Genomic DNA, 17,933 nt, shown 5'->3' with positions numbered 1-17,933 from the left:
GCAGACCATGAAGCAGACTCAGCAGCAGACCTCGACGGCCCGGCGGCGCAGCGCGCTCGCCCTGTGCACTCAACTTGCCGCAGGCGGCCTGCTGGGCCTGCTCGGGCTGGCACCCAGCCTCAGCCATGCCCAGGCCGGCGCTGGCAAGGAGGTTCGCGTTGCCCTGATCTACAGCAAGACCGGCCCGCTGGAGGCCTACGGCAAGCAGACCCAGACCGGCTTCATGATGGGCCTGAACTACGCCACCGGCGGCACCATGACGGTGGGCGGCAAGAAGATCGTGGTGATCGAGAAAGACGACCAGGGCAAGCCCGATGTGGGCAAGAACCTGCTGGCCACGGCCTATGGCGACGACAAGGCCGATCTGGCCGTGGGCCCCACCGCCTCGGGCGTGGCCCTGGCCATGCTGCCGGTGGCCGAGGAGTACAAAAAGATCCTGCTGGTCGAGCCGGCCGTGGCCGACTCCATCACCGGCGACAAGTGGAACAAATACATCTTCCGCACCGGCCGCAATTCCTCGCAAGATGCGATCTCCAATGCCGTGGCCCTGGACAAAGCCGGCGTCACGATTGCCACGCTGGCGCAGGACTACGCCTTCGGCCGCGACGGCGTGAAGGCCTTCCGCGATGCGATCAAAAAGGCCCGCATCGTCCACGAGGAATACCTGCCCACGACGACCACCGATTTCACCGCCGGTGCCCAGCGCCTGATCGACAAGCTCAAGAACGAGCCCGGCCGCAAGGTCGTCTTCATCCTCTGGGCTGGCGCCGGCAACCCCTTCAAGATCGCTGACCTGGACTTGAAGCGTTATGGCATCGAGATCGCCACCGGCGGCAACATCCTGCCGGCCATGACGGCCTACAAGCAGTTTCCAGGCATGGAGGGCGCTGCGTACTACTACTTCGGCATCCCCAAGAACCCGGTCAACGAGTGGCTGGTCGCCAACCACTACAAGCAGTTCAAGACGCCGCCCGACTTCTTCACCGCCGGCGGCATGACGGCCGCAATCGCCGTGGTGGAGGCGCTCAAGAAGACCGGCGGTGAGACCAACACCAACAAGCTGATCAAGACCATGGAAGGCATGAGTTTTGAAACGCCCAAGGGGAAGATGAGCTTTCGCCCCGAGGATCATCAGGCGATGCAGGCGATGTATCACTTCAAGATCAAGGTGGATCCGGCGTTTGCGTGGGGTGTCCCAGAACTCGTACGAGAGATCAAGGCCGAAGAGATGAATGTGCCGATCAGGAATCAGCGGTGAGTCTTGAAAGGTGTGGAAGCTAGAGCGCCGGATGCTCGGCTACTGCGCGACTCCAGTCCGTCGTTGCGGGTCCCCCCGCGAATCCTCACGTAGCGCTGCTACGTTCCGGTTCTCGGGTCCTCCCGCGCCTAGTCCTGAAGCCGCTCGCTACGCCTCGGGCGCTAACGATGGGCGCTCCGAACCCGGTTGTTCCTAACGGGCCGCCATCGCAAGTCAGTACAACAAGCTTTTGGCGTCCGCCACGCCACTCACCGAGAACGATCCTTGGGCTAGGCGCTGAGGCCGGACACCAACAGTCCTGAGGACTGTTGGTGCCTGCCGAAGGACGAGGCCTCTGGCCGAGGCGGGGGGACCCACAGACCGGGACGTAGCAGCGCTACGTGAGGATCTGTGGGAGGACCCGCAACGACGTCCAAGGGCCGCGCAGTAGCCGAGCTTCCAGCGCTCTAACTCAAAAGAATTCCCGGAGCACCACCGTGCTTGAAACAAAGAACCTCTCCATCCACTTCGGCGGACACAAGGCCGTCGACGCGGTCTCTTGCACCTTCCAGCCCGGCACCCTGACCGCCATCGTCGGCCCCAACGGCGCCGGGAAGACCACGTATTTCAACTTGATCTCCGGCCAGCTGAAAGCCAGCAGCGGCAGCGTCTGGCTGGACGGCCTCGACCTGACCAACCTGCCCGCACCGGCCCGCACCCGACTGGGCCTGGGTCGAGCCTTTCAGCTGACCCAGCTGTTCCCGCATCTGAGCGTGCTGGAGAACGTGCGCCTGGCCGTGCAGGCGCGGCGGGGCTTGGGCCTGCGCATGTTCTCGGTCTGGCTGCAGCACCAGGACCTGATCGACGAAGCCATGGCCATCGTCGAGCGCGTGCGGCTGCAAACGCGCGCCCAGGCCACGGCCGCCAGCCTGCCGCACGGCGACCAGCGCAAGCTCGAAGTGGCCCTGCTGATCGCCCTGCAACCCAAGGTCTATATGTTTGACGAACCGACCGCCGGCATGAGCGTGGACGAAGTGCCCGTGGTGCTGGACCTGATCCGCGAGCTGAAAGCCCAGGGCCAGCACACCATCCTGCTGGTCGAGCACAAGATGGATGTGGTGCGCGAGCTGGCCGACCGCATCATCGTCTTGCACAACGGCCAGCTGGTGGCCGACGGCGAACCGGCCGCCGTGATCGCCTCGCCCGTGGTGCAGAACGCCTACCTGGGCGCGGCGCTGCCTGCGGATGAGATGGAGGATGCCCGCACATGAATGCAAATACGACAATCCATAGCGCTCCATCGCTGCTGACCTTGCAGGGCGTGCACACCCACATCGGCGCGTATCACATCCTCCACGGCGTGGACCTGGAGGTGCCGGCCGGCCAGGTCACCATGCTGCTGGGCCGCAATGGCGCGGGCAAGAGCACCACCCTGCGCACCATCATGGGCTTGTGGCAGGCCAGCCTGGGACGCATCGCTTTCGACGGCCAGCAAATCAGCGCCAGCAGCCCGCGCGAGCCGGCGCAAACACCCGAGATCGCCCAGCGCGGCATTGCCTATGTGCCCGAGAACATGGGCATCTTTGCCGACCTCAGCGTGGCCGAGAACCTGCTGCTGGCCGCGCGCGGCGCGCGCCGCCTGAGCGAGCTGGATGGGCAGCGCCTGGACTGGCTGTTCGGCCACTTCCCGGCGCTCAAGAAGTTCTGGCTCTACCCGGCCGGCAAGCTCAGCGGCGGGCAAAAGCAGATGCTGGCCATCGCCCGCGCTCTGATCGAACCGCGCCGCCTGCTGCTGATCGACGAGCCCAGCAAGGGCCTGGCGCCCGCCATCATCCTGAACCTGATCGAGGCGCTGCGTGAACTCAAGCGCGGCGGCGCGCAAGGCCAGGCCCCCACCACCGTGCTGCTGGTCGAGCAGAACTTCATGGTGGCCCGCGCCCTGGGCGACCGGGTCGCGGTGATGGACAACGGCCGCGTGGTCCACGCCGGCGCCATGCAGGCCCTGGCCGAGGACGAGACCCTGCAGCAGCGCCTGCTGGGCCTGAGCCTGGCGGCTCATCAGTAAAAGAAAAATGAGGACCGGCCGAATGAGCACACAAGCTGAGACCCTGAGCACCCTCCCTGCCGCGGCGGATGCCGCCGCCATCCCCAAGGCCCGCTTCGACATGCGGCCGCTCTGGCTGCTGGCCGCCCTGCCCTTGCTGGCCCTGCCCCTGATCGGCAGCGGCAGCACCTGGCTGACGCTGACCATCGCCGGCCTGGCCATGGGCCTGATCATCTTCATCATCGCCTCGGGCCTGACCCTGGTGTTCGGGCTGATGGATGTGCTGAACTTCGGCCACGGCGTCTTCATCGCCCTCGGGGCCTTCATGGCCACCACAGTGCTGGGCGCCATGAGCAGCTTCACCGAGACGCCTCACCTGGGGGCCAATCTCTTCGCTGTGGCCGTGGCCTGCAGCGCCGGCATGGCGGTGGCGGGCGCGGTGGGCCTGCTGTTCGAGCGCGTGCTGGTGCGGCCGGCCTACGGCCTGCACCTCAAGCAGATCCTCATCACCATGGGCGGCATGATCATCGGCGAGGAGCTGCTCAAGGTGGTCTGGGGCGCGCAGATGATTCCTCTGCCCCTGCCCGAGGGTTTGCGCGGCTCCCTGCTGCTGGGCGAGGCGGCGGTGGAGAAGTTCCGCATCGTCGCCGTGCTGACTGGCCTGGCCGTGCTGCTGGCCCTGCTCTGGCTGCTCAACCGCACCAAGCTGGGCCTCTTGATCCGCGCCGGCGTGCAGGACCGCGAGATGGTCGAGAGCCTGGGCTACCGCGTGCGGCGCCTCTTTGTGGCGGTCTTCGTCGGCGGCTCGGCCCTGGCCGGCCTGGGCGGCGTGATGTGGGGCCTGTACCAGCAAGGCGTAACGCCGCAGATCGGCGCACAGGTCAATGTATTGATCTTCATCGTCATCATCATCGGCGGCCTGGGCTCCACCGTGGGCTGCCTGGTCGGCGCCCTGCTGGTGGGCCTGCTGGCCAACTACACCGGTTTCCTCGCGCCCAAGCTGGCCCTGTTCTCCAACATCGGCCTGATGGTGGCGGTGCTGATGTGGCGGCCGCAAGGCCTGTATCCGCTGGGTCAGCGTTGAACAGCCAGGGACCTCAAGCCATGCATTCCTCCTTCTCCCTCAAGAACCTCCTGTCCCACGACCTGCCGCGCAGCCGCTGGCTGGCCCTGCTGCTGAGCCTGAGCGTGCTGGGCCTGGCCCTGCTGCCCTTCATCTTCCCCTCGACCAAGGCTCTCAATGTCGCGGCGAAGGTGCTGGTCTTCATCGTGCTGGTGGCCAGCTACGACCTGCTGCTGGGCTACACCGGCATCGTCAGCTTTGCCCACACCATGTTCTTCGGCATCGGCGCTTACGGCATTGCCATCGCCAGCAGCCGCATGGGCGCGGGCTGGCCGGCGCTGGCCACGGGCTGGGCGGCCGGCCTGGCCTTGTCCCTGCTGCTGAGCCTAGTGATCGGGCTCTTCAGCCTGCGCGTGAAGGCGATCTTCTTTGCCATGATCACCCTTGCGGTGGCCTCGGCCTTTCTGACCCTGGCCTCGCAGCTGTCCGACTTCACCGGCGGCGAGGACGGCCTGAACTTCAAGCTGCCCGCCGCGCTGCAAGCTTCGACCGAGTACCTGGAAGAGCCGCTGCTGGGCGTGACGATTGACGGCCGCCTGCTCAGCTACTACCTGCTGTTCTTCGCCGTGCTGGGCCTGGTGCTGCTGTTGCTGCGCATCGTCAACTCGCCGTTTGGCCGCGTGCTGCAAGCCATCCGCGAGAACGAGTTCCGGGCCGAGGCCATCGGCTACCGCACCGTCGTCTACCGCACCTTGTCGAATGTGCTGGCCGCCCTGTTCGCCAGCAGCGCCGGCGCCTTGCTCGCCATCTGGCTGCGCTACGCCGGGCCGGACACGGCCATGTCCTTCGAGATCATGCTGGACATCCTGCTCATCGTCGTCATCGGCGGCATGGGCACCATCTACGGCGCGGTGCTGGGCAGCCTGGTGTTTGTGCTGGCGCAGAACTATCTGCAAGACCTGCTGCGCCTGGGCGAAGGCGCGCTGCAGGGCGTGCCTGTGCTCTCGCAGCTGGTGTCGCCGGACCGCTGGCTGCTCTGGCTGGGCATTCTGTTCGTGCTGGCCGTGTACCACTTCCCCAGCGGCATCGTCGGGCGCCTGCGCCTGGCGGCGGCACTGCGGGCTCACCAGCAGACAGCCACATCGGCGGAGGTGTCCTCATCATGAACCCCAGCTCCCACTACCTGCGCTGCGAAGGCCGCGAGCTGCACTACACCGAATGGGGCAGCGAGCACCGCGAATGCGTGATCGCCTGGCACGGCCTGGCCCGCACCGGCCGCGACATGGACGAGCTGGCCCGCCACTTGTCCACGCATTACCGCGTCATTTGCCCGGATACCCTGGGCCGCGGCCTCTCCGAGTGGAGCCCGGCGCCGGCCACCGAGTATTGCCTGGCGTTCTATGTGCAGCAGGCCACGGCCCTGGTGGACCAGCTGGGCCTGAAGGACTTCCACTGGGTTGGCACCTCCATGGGCGGCGCCATCGGCACGCTGGCGGCGGCCACGCGCTTGCGCGGCCGCATCCGCCGCCTGGTGCTCAATGACAACGGCCCGCAGCTGGCCGAGGAAGCGCTGCAGCGCATCCGCAGCTACGCCGGCCAGCCTGCGGCCTTTGCCACCGTCAGCGAGCTGGAGCAGTACTTCCGCAAGGTCTACGAACCCTATGGCTGGCTCAGCGATGCGCAGTGGCGGCAGCTGACCGAGACCTCGGTACGCCGCCTGCCCGATGGCCGTGTCACCCCGCACTACGACCCGGCCATGGCCCTGCAGTTCACCCACCACCCGGATGACTACCTGCTCTGGGACGCCTGGGACAGCCTGGCCCTGCCCGTGCTGTGCCTGCGCGGCGAGCATTCCGACCTGCTGCTGGAAAGCACGGTGCAGGCCATGCGCGAACGCGGCCCGGCCGCGGCCGTGGTCACCATCCCCGGCTGCGGTCATGCGCCGGCCCTCAATGTGCCGGAGCAACTGAATCTCGTGGAGCGCTTCCTGCGCGCTGACGGGATACAGGCATGAGCGCAGTCGGACATGCGGGTATCTACGCAGCAGAGCAGCACCGGCCGATGCACCAGCGGACATGCGCTGCTGCTACGCTCGAATCGACCCCACCCTGAATGAACCGGCGAACGTCTGACGATGAGCGAACTGATTCTTGAAACGCGAGGTCTGGGCAAGGACTTCAAAGGCTTCACCGCCGTGGACGGGGTGAACCTGCAAGTCGCGCGCGGCGCCATCCATGCCTTGATCGGCCCCAACGGGGCGGGCAAGACCACCTGCTTCAATCTGCTGACCAAGTTCCTGGAACCGACGCGCGGCCAGATCCTGTTCAACGGGGTGGACATCACCGGCGAGCGGCCGGCCGAGATCGCCCGGCGCGGCGTGATCCGAAGCTTCCAGATCTCGGCGGTGTTCCCGCATCTGACGGTGCTGGAGAACGTGCGCATCGGCCTGCAGCGCTTCACCGGCACCAGCTTCCATTTCTGGAAGGGCCTGACGGGCCTGAAGCAGCTGGACGCGCGCGTGCTCGCCCTGCTGGAGCTGGTGGACCTGCGCGAGATGGCCAGCCTCAAAGCCGGCGACCTGCCTTACGGCCGCAAGCGCGCGCTCGAGATCGCCACCACCATGGCCATGGAGCCGGCGCTGATGCTCCTGGACGAACCAACCCAGGGCATGGGCCACGAGGATGTGGACCGTGTCACCGCCCTGATCAAACGCGTGGCCGAGGGCCGCACCGTGCTGATGGTTGAACACAATATGAAGGTCGTCAGCACCATTGCCGACCGCATCACCGTGCTGGCGCGCGGCTCGGTGCTGGCCGAGGGCGACTACGCCGAAGTCTCGCGCCACCCCGCCGTGCTGGAGGCGTATATGGGCACCGAGGCGACCGAGTTGCAGGGAGCACATTGATGACGATGTCTAGCAACTTTTCGGGCCCAGCGCCGGGCCGCCCCAAGCGGGCCCGCATCCCCTCGGGGGATCGGCCGATGGTCTCATCGGACGAGGGGCTGACATGAATGCATTGGAGATCCGCGACCTGCATGCCTGGTACGGCGAGAGCCACATCCTGCACGGCATCAACATGTCCGTGCAGCGGGGTCAGGTCTTGACTCTGCTGGGCCGCAACGGCGCCGGCCGCACCACCACCTTGCGCGCCATCATGGGCCTGACCGGGCGGCGCCAGGGTTCGATCCGCGTGCACGGCGAGGAAACCATCGCCCTGCCCACCCACCGCATCGCCCACCTGGGCCTGGGCTACTGCCCGGAGGAGCGCGGCATTTTCGCCTCGCTGACGACCGAGGAAAACCTGCGCCTGCCGCCGCGCCTCAGCGGTGGACGGGCCACGCCCATGACCGAGGCGCAGATCTACGAGATGTTCCCCAACTTGGCCGAGCGCCGGAACAGCCCCGGCACCCGGCTCTCGGGCGGCGAGCAGCAGATGCTGGCCGTGGCCCGCATCCTGCGCACCGGCGCCGACATCCTGCTGCTGGACGAGATCTCCGAAGGCCTGGCCCCGGTGATCGTGCAGGCCCTGGCCCGCATGATCACCACGCTCAAGGCCCAGGGCTTCACCATCGTCATGGTGGAGCAGAACTTCCGCTTTGCCGCGCCGCTGGCTGACCACTTCATCGTCGTCGAGCATGGCGAGGTGGTGGCGTCCTTCCCCGCTTCCGAGCTGGCCGCACAGCAGGCCAAGCTGGACGAATTGTTGAGTGTGTGAGCTTTTGATCGATTGATCGATTCCAACGAAGGAGACCGTCCATGAACACCATCCGCATCAAGCATCTCGCCCTGGCCAGCCTGCTGGCCTGCACCGGCGCCGCCCAGGCCCAGATCTCCGGCGATGTGATCAAGATCGGCATCATCACCGACATGTCCAGCGTCTACGCCGACATCGACGGCGCCGGTGGCGTCGAGGCGATCAAGATGGCCGTGGCCGATATGAAGGGCATGGTCGCGGGCAAGAAGATCGAGGTGATCTTTGCCGACCACCAGAACAAGGCCGATGTGGCCGCCAGCAAGGCCCGCGAGTGGATCGACACCCAAGGCCTGGACCTGCTGATCGGCGGCACCAACTCGGGCGCCAGCCTGGCCATGGCCAAGATCGCGGCCGAGAAGAAAAAGCCCTTCATCGTCATCGGCGCCGGCTCCGCCCGCCTGACCAATGAGGACTGCTCGCCCTACACCATCCACTACGCCTACGACACCGTGGCCCTGGCCAACGGCACGGGCGCGGCCGTGACCAAGGGTGGCGGCAAGAGCTGGTACTTCCTGACCGCAGACTATGCCTTCGGCGCCTCGCTGCAGGCCGACACGGCCGCGGTGGTGGCCAAGAGCGGCGGCAAGGTGGTGGGCAGCGTCAAGCACCCGCTCAATGCCAGCGATTTTTCCTCCTTCCTGCTGCAAGCCCAGGGCTCGGGCGCACAGATCCTGGGCCTGGCCAATGCCGGCGGCGACACCATCAATGCCGTCAAGGCCGCCAACGAGTTCGGCGTCACCAAGACCATGAAGCTGGCCGGTCTGCTGATGTTCATCAACGACATCCACTCGCTGGGCCTGAAGACCACCGAAGGCATGTACCTGACCGACAGCTGGTACTGGAACCAGACGCCCGAGGCGCGCGCCTGGAGCCGCCGCTTCTTCGAGAAGATGAAGCGCATGCCCTCCTCGCTGCAGGCGGCCGACTACTCGGCCACCTGGAACTACCTCAAGGCCGTGGAAGCCACCAAGACCGACGACGCCGACAAGGTGATCGCGCAGATGAAGGCCACGCCCATCAACGACTTCTTCTCCAAGGGCCAGATCCGCAAGGAAGACGGCCGCTTCGTCCACGACATGTTCCTGCTGCAGGTCAAGTCGCAGAAGGACTCCGTGGAGCCCTGGGATTACTTCAAGGTCGTGACGCGCATCCCCGGTGAGGAAGCTTTTACCAAGCTGGCCGACTCGAAGTGCCCGGCGGTGAAGAAATAAGGCACGCGAGTTGTTGAGCATGAGCGCAGACAGGCCCAGAACATGACGGACTTTTTCGGTATCCCCCTGCCCGCCCTCCTGGGCCAGCTGCTGCTGGGCCTGGTGAACGGCTCGTTCTACGCGATGCTGTCCCTGGGCCTGGCCGTGATCTTCGGCATGCTCAACATCATCAACTTCGCCCACGGCGCGCTCTACATGATGGGCGCCTTCCTGGCCTGGATGGGGCTGGAGTACCTGGGCCTCAATTACTGGGTGATGCTGTTGCTGGCGCCGCTGCTCGTCGGTGTGCTGGGCATCTTGATCGAGCGCCTGCTGCTGCAATGGCTGTACAAGCTCGACCACATCTACGGCCTGCTGCTGACCTTCGGCATCACCCTGGTGATGGAGGGTATCTTCCGCAGCTTCTACGGCGTCTCGGGCCAGCAGTACGCGGTGCCCGAGGCCTTGCAGGGCGCCACCAACCTGGGCTTCATGGTGCTGCCCAATTACCGCGCCTGGGTGGTGGTGGCCTCCATCACCGTCTGCCTGGCGGTCTGGGCCCTGATCGAGAAAACCAGCCTGGGCGCCACCCTGCGCGCCGGCACCGAGAACCCCAAGCTGGTGCAGGCCTTTGGCATCAATGTGCCGCGCATGATCACCCTGACCTATGCCGGCGGCGTGGCCCTGGCCGCCTTTGCCGGCGTGCTGGCCGCACCCATCCTGCAGGTGACGGCGCTGATGGGCAGCAACCTCATCATCGTCGTCTTCGCCGTGGTGGTGATCGGCGGCATGGGTTCCATCCTCGGCTCCATCCTCACGGGCCTGGGCCTGGGCCTGGTCGAGGGTCTGACCAAGGTCTTCTACCCCGAGGCGTCCAGCACCGTGGTGTTCGTCGTCATGGCCCTGGTCCTGCTGGTCCGCCCCGCCGGTCTCTTCGGAAAAGAGAAATGACCCACCCCGTACGCGCTTCGCGCGCCCCCTCAAGGGGGCAAGCCCGTGGGACCGGCAAAGCCGGATCCCCGGCCTTCGCTGGGCTCGTCCCGTTTCTCTCGGAAAGCGCCACGAGTTCCCCATGAGCATGAACCGACACCACCACCCTCTTCTGGGCTACGGCCTGCTGTTCGGCGCCATCGCCCTGCTGCCGGCCCTGGGCGTGTACCCCATCTTCGTGATGAAAGTGCTGTGCTTCGCCCTGTTCGCCTGCGCTTTCAATCTGCTGGTGGGCTTCACCGGCCTGCTGAGCTTTGGCCATGCGGCGTTTCTCGGCACGGCCGCCTACGGCGCCGGCCATGCACTCAAGGTCTGGGGCCTGCCCACGCCGCTGGGCCTGCTGTTCGGCATGCTGGCGGCCGGCGGCGTGGGCCTGGTCTTCGGCCTGCTGGCGATTCGCCGCACCGGCATCTACTTTTCGATGATCACCCTGGCCCTGAGCCAGATGCTGTTCTTCTTCTTTCTGCAAGCGCCCTTCACCGGCGGCGAGGACGGTTTGCAATCGGTGCCGCGCGGCCATTTCCTGGGCATAGAACTGGCGAACGACCTGAGCCTCTACTACGTGGTGCTGGGACTCTTCATCGCCGGCTTCTGGGTGATCTACCGCACCGTGCACTCGCCCTTCGGCCAGGTGCTGACCTCGATCCGCGAGAACGAGCCGCGCGCGATTTCGCTGGGCTACGACGTCGACCGCTTCAAGCTGCTGGCCTTTGTGCTCTCGGCCATGCTGGCCGGCCTGGCCGGCGCCACCAAGACCCTGGTGCTGGGCTTCGCCACCCTGACCGACGCGGTCTGGACCACCTCGGGCCTGGTCATCCTGATGACCCTGGTTGGCGGCATGGGCACCCTGGTCGGGCCCATGCTGGGTGCCCTGGTCATCATCGCGCTGGAGAACAAGATCGGCGATCTGGGCAAGGCCCTGGCCGATGTCTCGGGCATTTCCTGGTTCAACGGTCTGGGTGAATCGGTCAGCCTGGTGACGGGCCTGATCTTCATCGTCTGCGTGCTGGCCTTCCGCCGCGGCCTGGTCGGCGAGGCCCTGGCCTGGTGGGAGCGGCGGCAGGCACCAGCCGGGCGCTGACCGAAGATCGCTCCCCCCGCGAACAGGGGGCTGAGCTTCTGTGCCGCGGCAGCATCCCATCAGTGGGGCACACCGCCCCGCCACACAGGAGCTGCTTCATGTTCTTCACCACCCACCAAGTTCTTGGTTCTGATCGCGCACTTCGCCGCGCCCGCCAGCTGGGCTGCGCACTCACGCTGGGCCTGGCCGCCCTGGGTGCAGCCCAGGCCGGCGTGGTGCAGCTGTCCAACTGGGCGCTGTACTTCGGCCAGGTCGACCCGCGACAGGGCGGCATCGTCACCCTGCAAGACCTCGGCGATGGCAGTGGCACGCCCCCGATCGCCGCCTTCCAGGTGCAGCTGGCCGGCTTCGGTGATGGCTTGAACCCGGTCGCGGGCTGGCTGCGCGCAATCGAGGGCAGTGACTACCAGTTCGACGCAGTCGACCTTGCGGAAGCCATCGCCTGGCCTGATGGCAGCCTGACCTACTACAGCTCCATCGGCAAAGGCGCGAGCATCAGCGCACCCACCTTGGCCGGCACGCCGGACTTTGGCATTGGCATCGGCTTCTACGGCACCGGCCTGCTGCTGCAAACGCCCTACACCGGCAACCCGGTACCCGAGCCCGGCAGCGCCCAGCTGATCCTGCTGGCCTTGCTCGCCGCAGCGGCGGCAAGCGCAGGCCTGCGCCGACGCTGAGCACCGCAGACCCCTCCGGGGGCCGGATCGGTGCCGGCTCAGTCTGCCGGCGCTTGCTGTGGCAAGGCGCGCACCAGGGCCTCCACCGCATCCGCAAAGGCCGGCCGGCCTTCGCGCAGCCAGGGCAGCCAATGCGCTTGGATGGCCGGTAAGGCATGCTGCCAGCGGGCGAGGCGGTAGAGATCGGCCCGCTCGGCATAGCTCGTGTACTCGCGCCCACCGTCCTGGCGCAGCACCTCCTGCACCGCCAGGCCGACGGTGTAGAACTGCAGGGCATGCCAGAGCTGCTGGGCGTTCGGGCGCGGCGTGGTCTTCAGGGCCTCCGCCATGCTGAGGAACAGGGGGCGCATCACCCCGACATGGCTGGCCTCGTGGTACAGCATCTCCAGCGCCGCATCGCCCTGGTAATCGCTGCGCCCGCTGGGCATGACCACATGCTCGGGTTCGTCGCTGCTGTAAGCCCCCTCGCGGGAGCCAGTCGCCCACACCAGATCGGTGCGCAGCGGCTGGCGCGTGAAGGTCTGGGTCAGCTGCCGCTCCAGCCGCGCCTGCACGGCAGCACCGAAGCGCGCGTCCAGCGCCTGGGCCTGCTCGATCCAGCGCCGGTTGCTGGCTTCATGCGCCGGCCAGATGCAGCGCCGGTAGCCGGGCGCCGCCGCATCGAGCTGCTGCGCCAGCGGCTCCGGCACACCTTCCAGACCCTGGGCCCGGACCCGACCGTCATCGGCCTGGCGCAAGGCCTGCTTGATGGCGGACAGGCCCTCGTCAAACAAAGGGTGGCGTCGTTCAAACTGCCCTGCGTAAAAATCGCGTGCCTGGTTCAAGGCGGTGTGCTCGCCTTCTTCCAGTGTGCAGGCGGCCTGCTCGGGCGGCAGCGCCTCCCTGCGGCGCGAGGCATCGAGCAGGAAGTGGTGCAGATTCATCAGGAAACTGCTGTGGTATTCGAAGCGCAGGCGCTGCGCCGGTGGCGCGGCTGCGGGTGGCAACGTCGCCGCGGCGGCCGGATTCAGCGGCCAGCTGCCCAGGGTGGCCAAGGCCGCCCACAGCAGGCCGGCGCCGAGCCGGCGCTTGTGACCGCTGCTCCACACGGCCCGCGTCAGGCCAGCATCGTCATCTGCGAATCTCTCGGGCATGCGTAAGTCTCCTGGCAGGGCTGGGTCTCCGCGACAGAGTCTGGGCGGCGGGCTCGCGAAACCGGTGTCGCGCAGCATAGCCAGCGCTGCGCGGCCGCTTGCGCGCATTGCGCACGAAGGGCCAGCCATGGCAGGCCGGGTGGGGTCGTGGGTCGGATACTGCGCGTTCCCAAAAAGTCGCTCTGACCATGCACCGCCCCTCCGTCCGCATGCCCCTGCGCCCGAGCTTTCGTCTGCGCTATTCCCACCAGGCCCTGGCCTTGTTTCTGGTCCTGCTGGCCGCGCTGTGGCTGTTGCTGGCCCACGCCATGCCGGCGCCGCCCAAGCAGGTGGGCATTGCCACGGCCTTCAAGGGCGGGGCATACGAGCATTTCGGCCAACGCTACCAGCAGGCCTTGCAGGCCGAGCACATCCGCTCGACCCTGCTATCCAGCCAAGGCTCGGTCGAGAACCTGCGCCTGCTGGCCGATCCCGGCTCCGGCGTGCACCTGGCTTTTGTGCAGGGCGGTGTCTCGAACGCGCAGCGCAGCCCCGGCCTGGTCTCGCTGGGCCGCATCAACCACCAGATCCTGTGGATCTTCCACCGTGCCGAGGTGCCCTTCGACACGCTGACCCAGCTCAAGCAGCGACGTCTGGCCGTGGGCCCGCAAGACAGCGGCACCCGGGTGCTGGCCGACCAGGTGCTCAAGCTGCACGGCATCTCGGCCGGCAATGCCCAGTTGCTGCCCCTGGCCGGCGAGGCTGCCGCCGAGGCCCTCCTGAGCGGCCAGGTCGACGCCATCTTCATGGCCTTTGCCGCCGACTCGCCCCTGGTGCAGCGCCTGTTGCACGATCCGCGCGTGCAGCTGCTGAGCCTGCGCCAGGCCGAGGCCATCACCCGGCACCTGAGTTTTCTGGTGCGCCTGGTGCTGCCGCAAGGCGCCATCGATCTGGAGCACAACAAGCCCATGCGCGATATCGAGCTGCTGGCCACCACCAATGCCGTGCTGGTGCGCGAGGACCTGCACCCCGATCTGGTGCAGCTGCTGACGCGCCATCTGGTGGCCGAGCATGGCCAGGCCGGCTTGTTCCAGCGCGCCGGCGAGTTCCCGCTCAGCAGCGACCCCGAGTACCCCATGGCCCCGGCGGCCCTGCGCTACTACAAGCAGGGCCCGAGCTTCTTGCAACGCCTGCTGCCCCTGTCCATGGCCGTGCAGGTGGAGCGTTTGGCGGCCCTGCTGCTGTCGGCCGCGGCGCTGTTCTTTCCCATCTTCAATTACGCGCCGCGCCTGTACCGCTGGTGGATCCGCGAGCGCCTGCACCTGCCCTACCGCCAGCTGCGGGCGCTGGAAGCGCGCCTGCAGCACCGCCTCGATGCAGACGAAACCGCCGCGCTGCTGAACGAGCTTGATGCCTTGAGCGACAGGGTGCGGCAGCTGGGCGTTCCCTCGCGCCACTCCGACCTGTTCTTCGAGCTGCAAAGCGACATCCAGCTGGTGCGCATGCGCCTGCGCGAAAGCCCGGCCGGCAACCCAGGCACGCGCGAGCGGCAGGCTGAAACCCAAACGCTGGCGGCCTGAGCCCTCAGCGGCAGGGACGAGTTTCGCTAGGCATGCTCGGGCGGGCGGATCCGCCTGGGGGTGTCGATGCTGCATCGCTCATCCAAAAACCCTCCCGCGCCTGCCTTCGAACCCTGGACATGACGTCGCAAATGATCGTGCCGACAGACCTTCATGCAACCCGGTCGGGCACATCCCCCTGCATGCGACACTGCCAAGGCATCGCCTCAGGAACCCGCCACCATGATTCTTTGTCCGCCATCGCAGCCGGCCTTCAGCGCCGCGCGCCCCCAGCCATGAGCGCGGGCGGCAAAGCCCACCGAGGACCGGTGGATGTGGATGACATCGACGCTTTCGATGCCCTGATCGATGCCCGCTCGCCGGCCGAGTTCGCGCTCGACCACCTGCCCGGCGCCATCAACTGCCCGGTGCTGGACGACGAGGAGCGGCGCATCGTCGGCACGCTCTACAAGCAGCAAGGCGCTTTCGAGGCGCGCCGGGTCGGCGGTGCCATGGTGGCGGCCAATCTGGCGCGGCATCTGCAATCCGACATGTTCAAGAACCAGCCCATCGGCTGGAAGCCCCTGGTCTACTGCTGGCGCGGCGGCCTGCGCAGCGGCTCCATGGTGCAGTGGCTGCGCCTGGTGGGCTGGGACGCGCAGCAGCTGGCCGGCGGCTACAAGCGCTTTCGCCAGCATGTGATGGCGCAACTGGACCTGCTCTGCCCCCAGCTGCCCCTGCGCGTGATCTGCGGCCCCACCGGCAGCGGCAAGACCCGCCTGCTGCAGGCGCTGGCCGCACAGGGCGCCCAGGTGCTGGACCTGGAAGCGCTGGCCTGCCACAAGGGCTCCATGCTGGGCGAGCTGCCGGGCCAGGCCCAGCCTTCACAGAAGGCCTTCGACACGGCGCTCTACACCGCCTTGCGCGGCATCGATCGAGGCCGGCCGGTTTTCATCGAGGCCGAGAGCCGCAAGATCGGCCGCCTCAGCCTGCCCAGCGGCCTGCTGGCGCGCCTGCGCGACAGCCCCTGCATCGAGCTGCAGCTCACGGCCGAAGCACGGCTGGAGTTCCTGCTGCGGGACTATGCCTACCTGGGCGAGGACGGCGCCGGCCTGGCCCGCATCCTGGACCGCCTGCGGCCCAGCCATGGCCACGAGACCGTCAATCGCTGGCAGGACTGGGCGCGCCGCGGCGAGCTTTCGCCCCTGTTCGCCGAACTCTGCCGCCTGCACTACGACCCGCATTACGCGCGCTCGCAGGCAGCGCAATTCCAGCAGTGGCCGCAGCGGCAGGCCCTGCGGGCCGAGGGCCTGGCGCCGGCGCAGTTGAGCGTGCTGGCGCAGCGCCTGCTGGCGCTTCAGTCCTGAGCACGGGGCGGCGCCGAGCGCGGCTCGCGCGCCTCCTTGGGCTCCAGCTCGGCCTGGCCCAAGCGCCGCATGGCTTCGCGCAAAAAGGCCATCTGCTCATCCACGGTGCGGCAGCTCCGGCACATCACCAGGTGCAGGCGGAACTGCGCCCGCTCGGCCGGCGCCAGCGGGCGGTCCTGCCGGTCGCTGATCAGGCGGGCCACCTCGCGGCAATCGAGCATCAGCTTGGCACTCATGGCGCCACCCCGAACCAGTTCTTGTCCAGGCATTCGCGCAAGGACATGCGCGCCCGGTACAGCATCACGCCGCAGTGGTTGCTGGTGATGCCCAGCTCGCCGCAGATGTCCTCGACTTCCTGGTCCAGGCCCTCGCGCATCATGAAGACGCGGGCGACCTTGGCCGGCAGGCGGTCGATGCAGTCCTGCAAGGTGGCGAAGAACTGCTGCTGCTCCAGCGCCCGCTCGGGCTCGCGCCAGGCGGCAGGCCGCTCCTGCCAATGGCCGCTGCTGGCGAACAAGGCGTCCAGGGCCTCGTCCATGCTCTGCTCGTCGAGCGGTTCAATATGGACCTCGCGCCCGCGCTTGCGCAGCAGGTCGATGATCTTGAACTTGAGGATGCCGGTGGCATAGGTGCGCAGCGAGCTGCGGCCTTCAAAGGCCTCGGGCTTTTCCAGAATGGCAAGAAAGGTCTCGGACACCGCGTCCTCGGCCAGGCTGTCCTGGCGCAGCTGCAGCTGGGCAAAGCGCAGCAAGGGCTGGTGCAGTTCCGCGAGTTGGGATTCCAGAGTCATGGGCAGGCCGGTGGCGAGGAATGGAGCTTGCGCTTGGTCGGCGAAAGACTGGTCCACATTACAGCGCAGAAGTCAGCGCATAGGTCAGCGCACAAGTCGGGCAGCGCCGCGGCGACAATCGCCGCCATGAGTTCCAACGCTTCGCCCACCCGTTTTCGGCTCTACCTGAACCTGATCCGCTGGGATCGCCCCGCCGGCTGGCTGCTGCTGCTCTGGCCCACCCTGGCGGCGCTGTGGATGGCGGCCGATGGCTGGCCGGGCTGGCATCTGCTGACGGTGTTCACCCTGGGCACCATCCTGATGCGCTCGGCCGGCTGCTGCGTCAACGATGTGGCCGATCGCGATTTCGACAAGCATGTCAAACGCACCGCCCAGCGCCCGGTCACCAGCGGTGCGGTCTCGGTGAAGGAAGCCCTGGCCCTAGGGGCAGGTCTTGCCCTGCTGGCCTTCGGCCTGGTGCTGACGACCAATGCGCCCACCATCCTGCTGTCCTTCGCCGCCCTGGCCGTGACCCTGGTGTACCCCTACGCCAAGCGGGTGCTCAACATGCCGCAGGCCGTGCTGGGCGTGGCCTTCAGCTTCGGCATCCCCATGGCCTTCTCGGCCGCGCTGGGCGGCACGGAGTGGAGCCTGGCCGCCGTGCAGGCCTCGGTGCCGCTGGCGGCCTGGGCCCTGCTGGTGGCCAATCTGTTCTGGGTGCTGGCCTACGACACCGAATACGCCATGGTGGACCGCGACGACGACATCCGCATCGGCATCAAGACCTCGGCCCTGACCCTGGGCCGCTTCGACGTGGCCGGCGTGATGGCCTTCTACGCCATCTACCTGGCCGCCTGGACGGCCCTGGGCCTGCGCCTGGGTCTGGGCCGGGTCTTTCTGCTGGGCATCGCCGTGGCCGCGGCCCAGGTGCTGTGGCACTACACCCTCATCAAGGACCGCAGCCGCGAGGGCTGCTTCAAGGCCTTCCGCGAGAACCACTGGCTGGGTCTGGCGGTGTTCGCCGGCACGGTGGCCGACCTGGCGCTGCGCTGAGCGGCCCCGAGGCTTGAGCCCGGGGCCTGCCAGGCT

General features: G+C 67.3%; 18 protein-coding genes. 15 read left to right on the top strand and 3 right to left on the bottom strand.

Translation table 11 applies throughout. From position 1 onward, the window contains the following. Positions 1–7: 7 nt before the first annotated feature. The 12 genes from C1O66_RS16620 to C1O66_RS16565 all read left to right on the top strand — a co-directional run bounded on the left by C1O66_RS16620 (position 8) and on the right by C1O66_RS16565 (position 12,037). Entirely contained in the window at positions 8–1,258 is a 1,251-nt protein-coding gene (locus tag C1O66_RS16620) for a substrate-binding domain-containing protein (RefSeq protein WP_102768906.1), read from the top strand. Between the two features lie 476 nt (positions 1,259–1,734). Then, complete coding sequence (locus C1O66_RS16615) at positions 1,735–2,508, top strand: ABC transporter ATP-binding protein (RefSeq protein ID WP_102768905.1); 774 nt, start codon at positions 1,735–1,737, stop codon at positions 2,506–2,508. After that, positions 2,505–3,302, top strand: a complete 798-nt coding sequence (locus tag C1O66_RS16610; protein ID WP_102768904.1) for an ABC transporter ATP-binding protein — start codon at positions 2,505–2,507, stop codon at positions 3,300–3,302. Before C1O66_RS16615 ends, C1O66_RS16610 begins: the two co-directional genes overlap by 4 nt. Positions 3,303–3,402: 100 nt before the next feature. Then, positions 3,403–4,365: a branched-chain amino acid ABC transporter permease gene (locus tag C1O66_RS16605; protein ID WP_243392889.1), complete on the top strand. Its 963-nt coding sequence runs from the start codon at positions 3,403–3,405 to the stop codon at positions 4,363–4,365. A 20-nt stretch (positions 4,366–4,385) separates the two neighbouring features. Continuing rightward, complete coding sequence (locus C1O66_RS16600) at positions 4,386–5,510, top strand: branched-chain amino acid ABC transporter permease (RefSeq protein ID WP_102768902.1); 1,125 nt, start codon at positions 4,386–4,388, stop codon at positions 5,508–5,510. Beyond that, positions 5,507–6,358, top strand: a complete 852-nt coding sequence (locus C1O66_RS16595; RefSeq protein WP_102768901.1) for an alpha/beta fold hydrolase — start codon at positions 5,507–5,509, stop codon at positions 6,356–6,358. Before C1O66_RS16600 ends, C1O66_RS16595 begins: the two co-directional genes overlap by 4 nt. Positions 6,359–6,478: 120 nt before the next feature. Then, complete coding sequence (locus tag C1O66_RS16590) at positions 6,479–7,249, top strand: ABC transporter ATP-binding protein (protein ID WP_102768900.1); 771 nt, start codon at positions 6,479–6,481, stop codon at positions 7,247–7,249. 103 nt (positions 7,250–7,352) lie between these two features. Then, positions 7,353–8,060 (top strand): ABC transporter ATP-binding protein, encoded by a 708-nt coding sequence (locus C1O66_RS16585; RefSeq protein WP_102768899.1) that lies wholly within the window; start codon positions 7,353–7,355, stop codon positions 8,058–8,060. 41 nt (positions 8,061–8,101) lie between these two features. Beyond that, complete coding sequence (locus C1O66_RS16580) at positions 8,102–9,310, top strand: ABC transporter substrate-binding protein (protein WP_207795972.1); 1,209 nt, start codon at positions 8,102–8,104, stop codon at positions 9,308–9,310. 42 nt (positions 9,311–9,352) lie between these two features. Beyond that, on the top strand, positions 9,353–10,240 hold the full coding sequence (locus C1O66_RS16575) for a branched-chain amino acid ABC transporter permease (protein WP_102768898.1): 888 nt from the start codon (positions 9,353–9,355) through the stop codon (positions 10,238–10,240). A 127-nt stretch (positions 10,241–10,367) separates the two neighbouring features. Then, complete coding sequence (locus tag C1O66_RS16570; RefSeq protein ID WP_102769699.1) at positions 10,368–11,360, top strand: branched-chain amino acid ABC transporter permease; 993 nt, start codon at positions 10,368–10,370, stop codon at positions 11,358–11,360. A 98-nt stretch (positions 11,361–11,458) separates the two neighbouring features. Then, positions 11,459–12,037: a PEP-CTERM sorting domain-containing protein gene (locus C1O66_RS16565; protein WP_102768897.1), complete on the top strand. Its 579-nt coding sequence runs from the start codon at positions 11,459–11,461 to the stop codon at positions 12,035–12,037. Positions 12,038–12,075: 38 nt separating this feature from the next. Here the strand turns inward: C1O66_RS16565 and C1O66_RS16560 are convergent, their stop codons facing one another. Further along, positions 12,076–13,170, bottom strand: coding sequence for a hypothetical protein (locus C1O66_RS16560; protein ID WP_102768896.1), 1,095 nt, complete (start codon positions 13,168–13,170; stop codon positions 12,076–12,078). 188 nt (positions 13,171–13,358) lie between these two features. Here C1O66_RS16560 and C1O66_RS16555 point away from each other — a divergent pair, with 188 nt between their 5' ends. Further along, a complete protein-coding gene (locus C1O66_RS16555) occupies positions 13,359–14,729 on the top strand; it encodes a TAXI family TRAP transporter solute-binding subunit (protein ID WP_102768895.1) in 1,371 nt (456 codons plus the stop codon). Positions 14,730–15,004: 275 nt separating this feature from the next. Next, the gene (mnmH, locus tag C1O66_RS16550) at positions 15,005–16,075 is read left to right on the top strand and encodes a tRNA 2-selenouridine(34) synthase MnmH (RefSeq protein ID WP_102768894.1); all 1,071 of its coding nucleotides are present in this window, start codon (positions 15,005–15,007) and stop codon (positions 16,073–16,075) included. On the opposite strand, the gene C1O66_RS16545 is transcribed toward mnmH, so the two are convergent. Next, positions 16,066–16,311: a zf-HC2 domain-containing protein gene (locus tag C1O66_RS16545; protein ID WP_102768893.1), complete on the bottom strand. Its 246-nt coding sequence runs from the start codon at positions 16,309–16,311 to the stop codon at positions 16,066–16,068. The genes mnmH and C1O66_RS16545 overlap by 10 nt on opposite strands. Further along, positions 16,308–16,865, bottom strand: coding sequence for a sigma-70 family RNA polymerase sigma factor (locus C1O66_RS16540; RefSeq protein WP_102769698.1), 558 nt, complete (start codon positions 16,863–16,865; stop codon positions 16,308–16,310). Before C1O66_RS16540 ends, C1O66_RS16545 begins: the two co-directional genes overlap by 4 nt. Positions 16,866–16,991: 126 nt before the next feature. Here C1O66_RS16540 and ubiA point away from each other — a divergent pair, with 126 nt between their 5' ends. Then, complete coding sequence (gene ubiA / locus C1O66_RS16535) at positions 16,992–17,897, top strand: 4-hydroxybenzoate octaprenyltransferase (RefSeq protein WP_102768892.1); 906 nt, start codon at positions 16,992–16,994, stop codon at positions 17,895–17,897. Positions 17,898–17,933: the final 36 nt, after the last annotated feature.

It is taken from the genome of Paucibacter aquatile (genome assembly GCF_002885975.1).
Lineage (GTDB): Bacteria > Pseudomonadota > Gammaproteobacteria > Burkholderiales > Burkholderiaceae_C > Paucibacter_A > Paucibacter_A aquatilis.
This window is presented reverse-complemented; position numbering and strand designations above follow the sequence as displayed.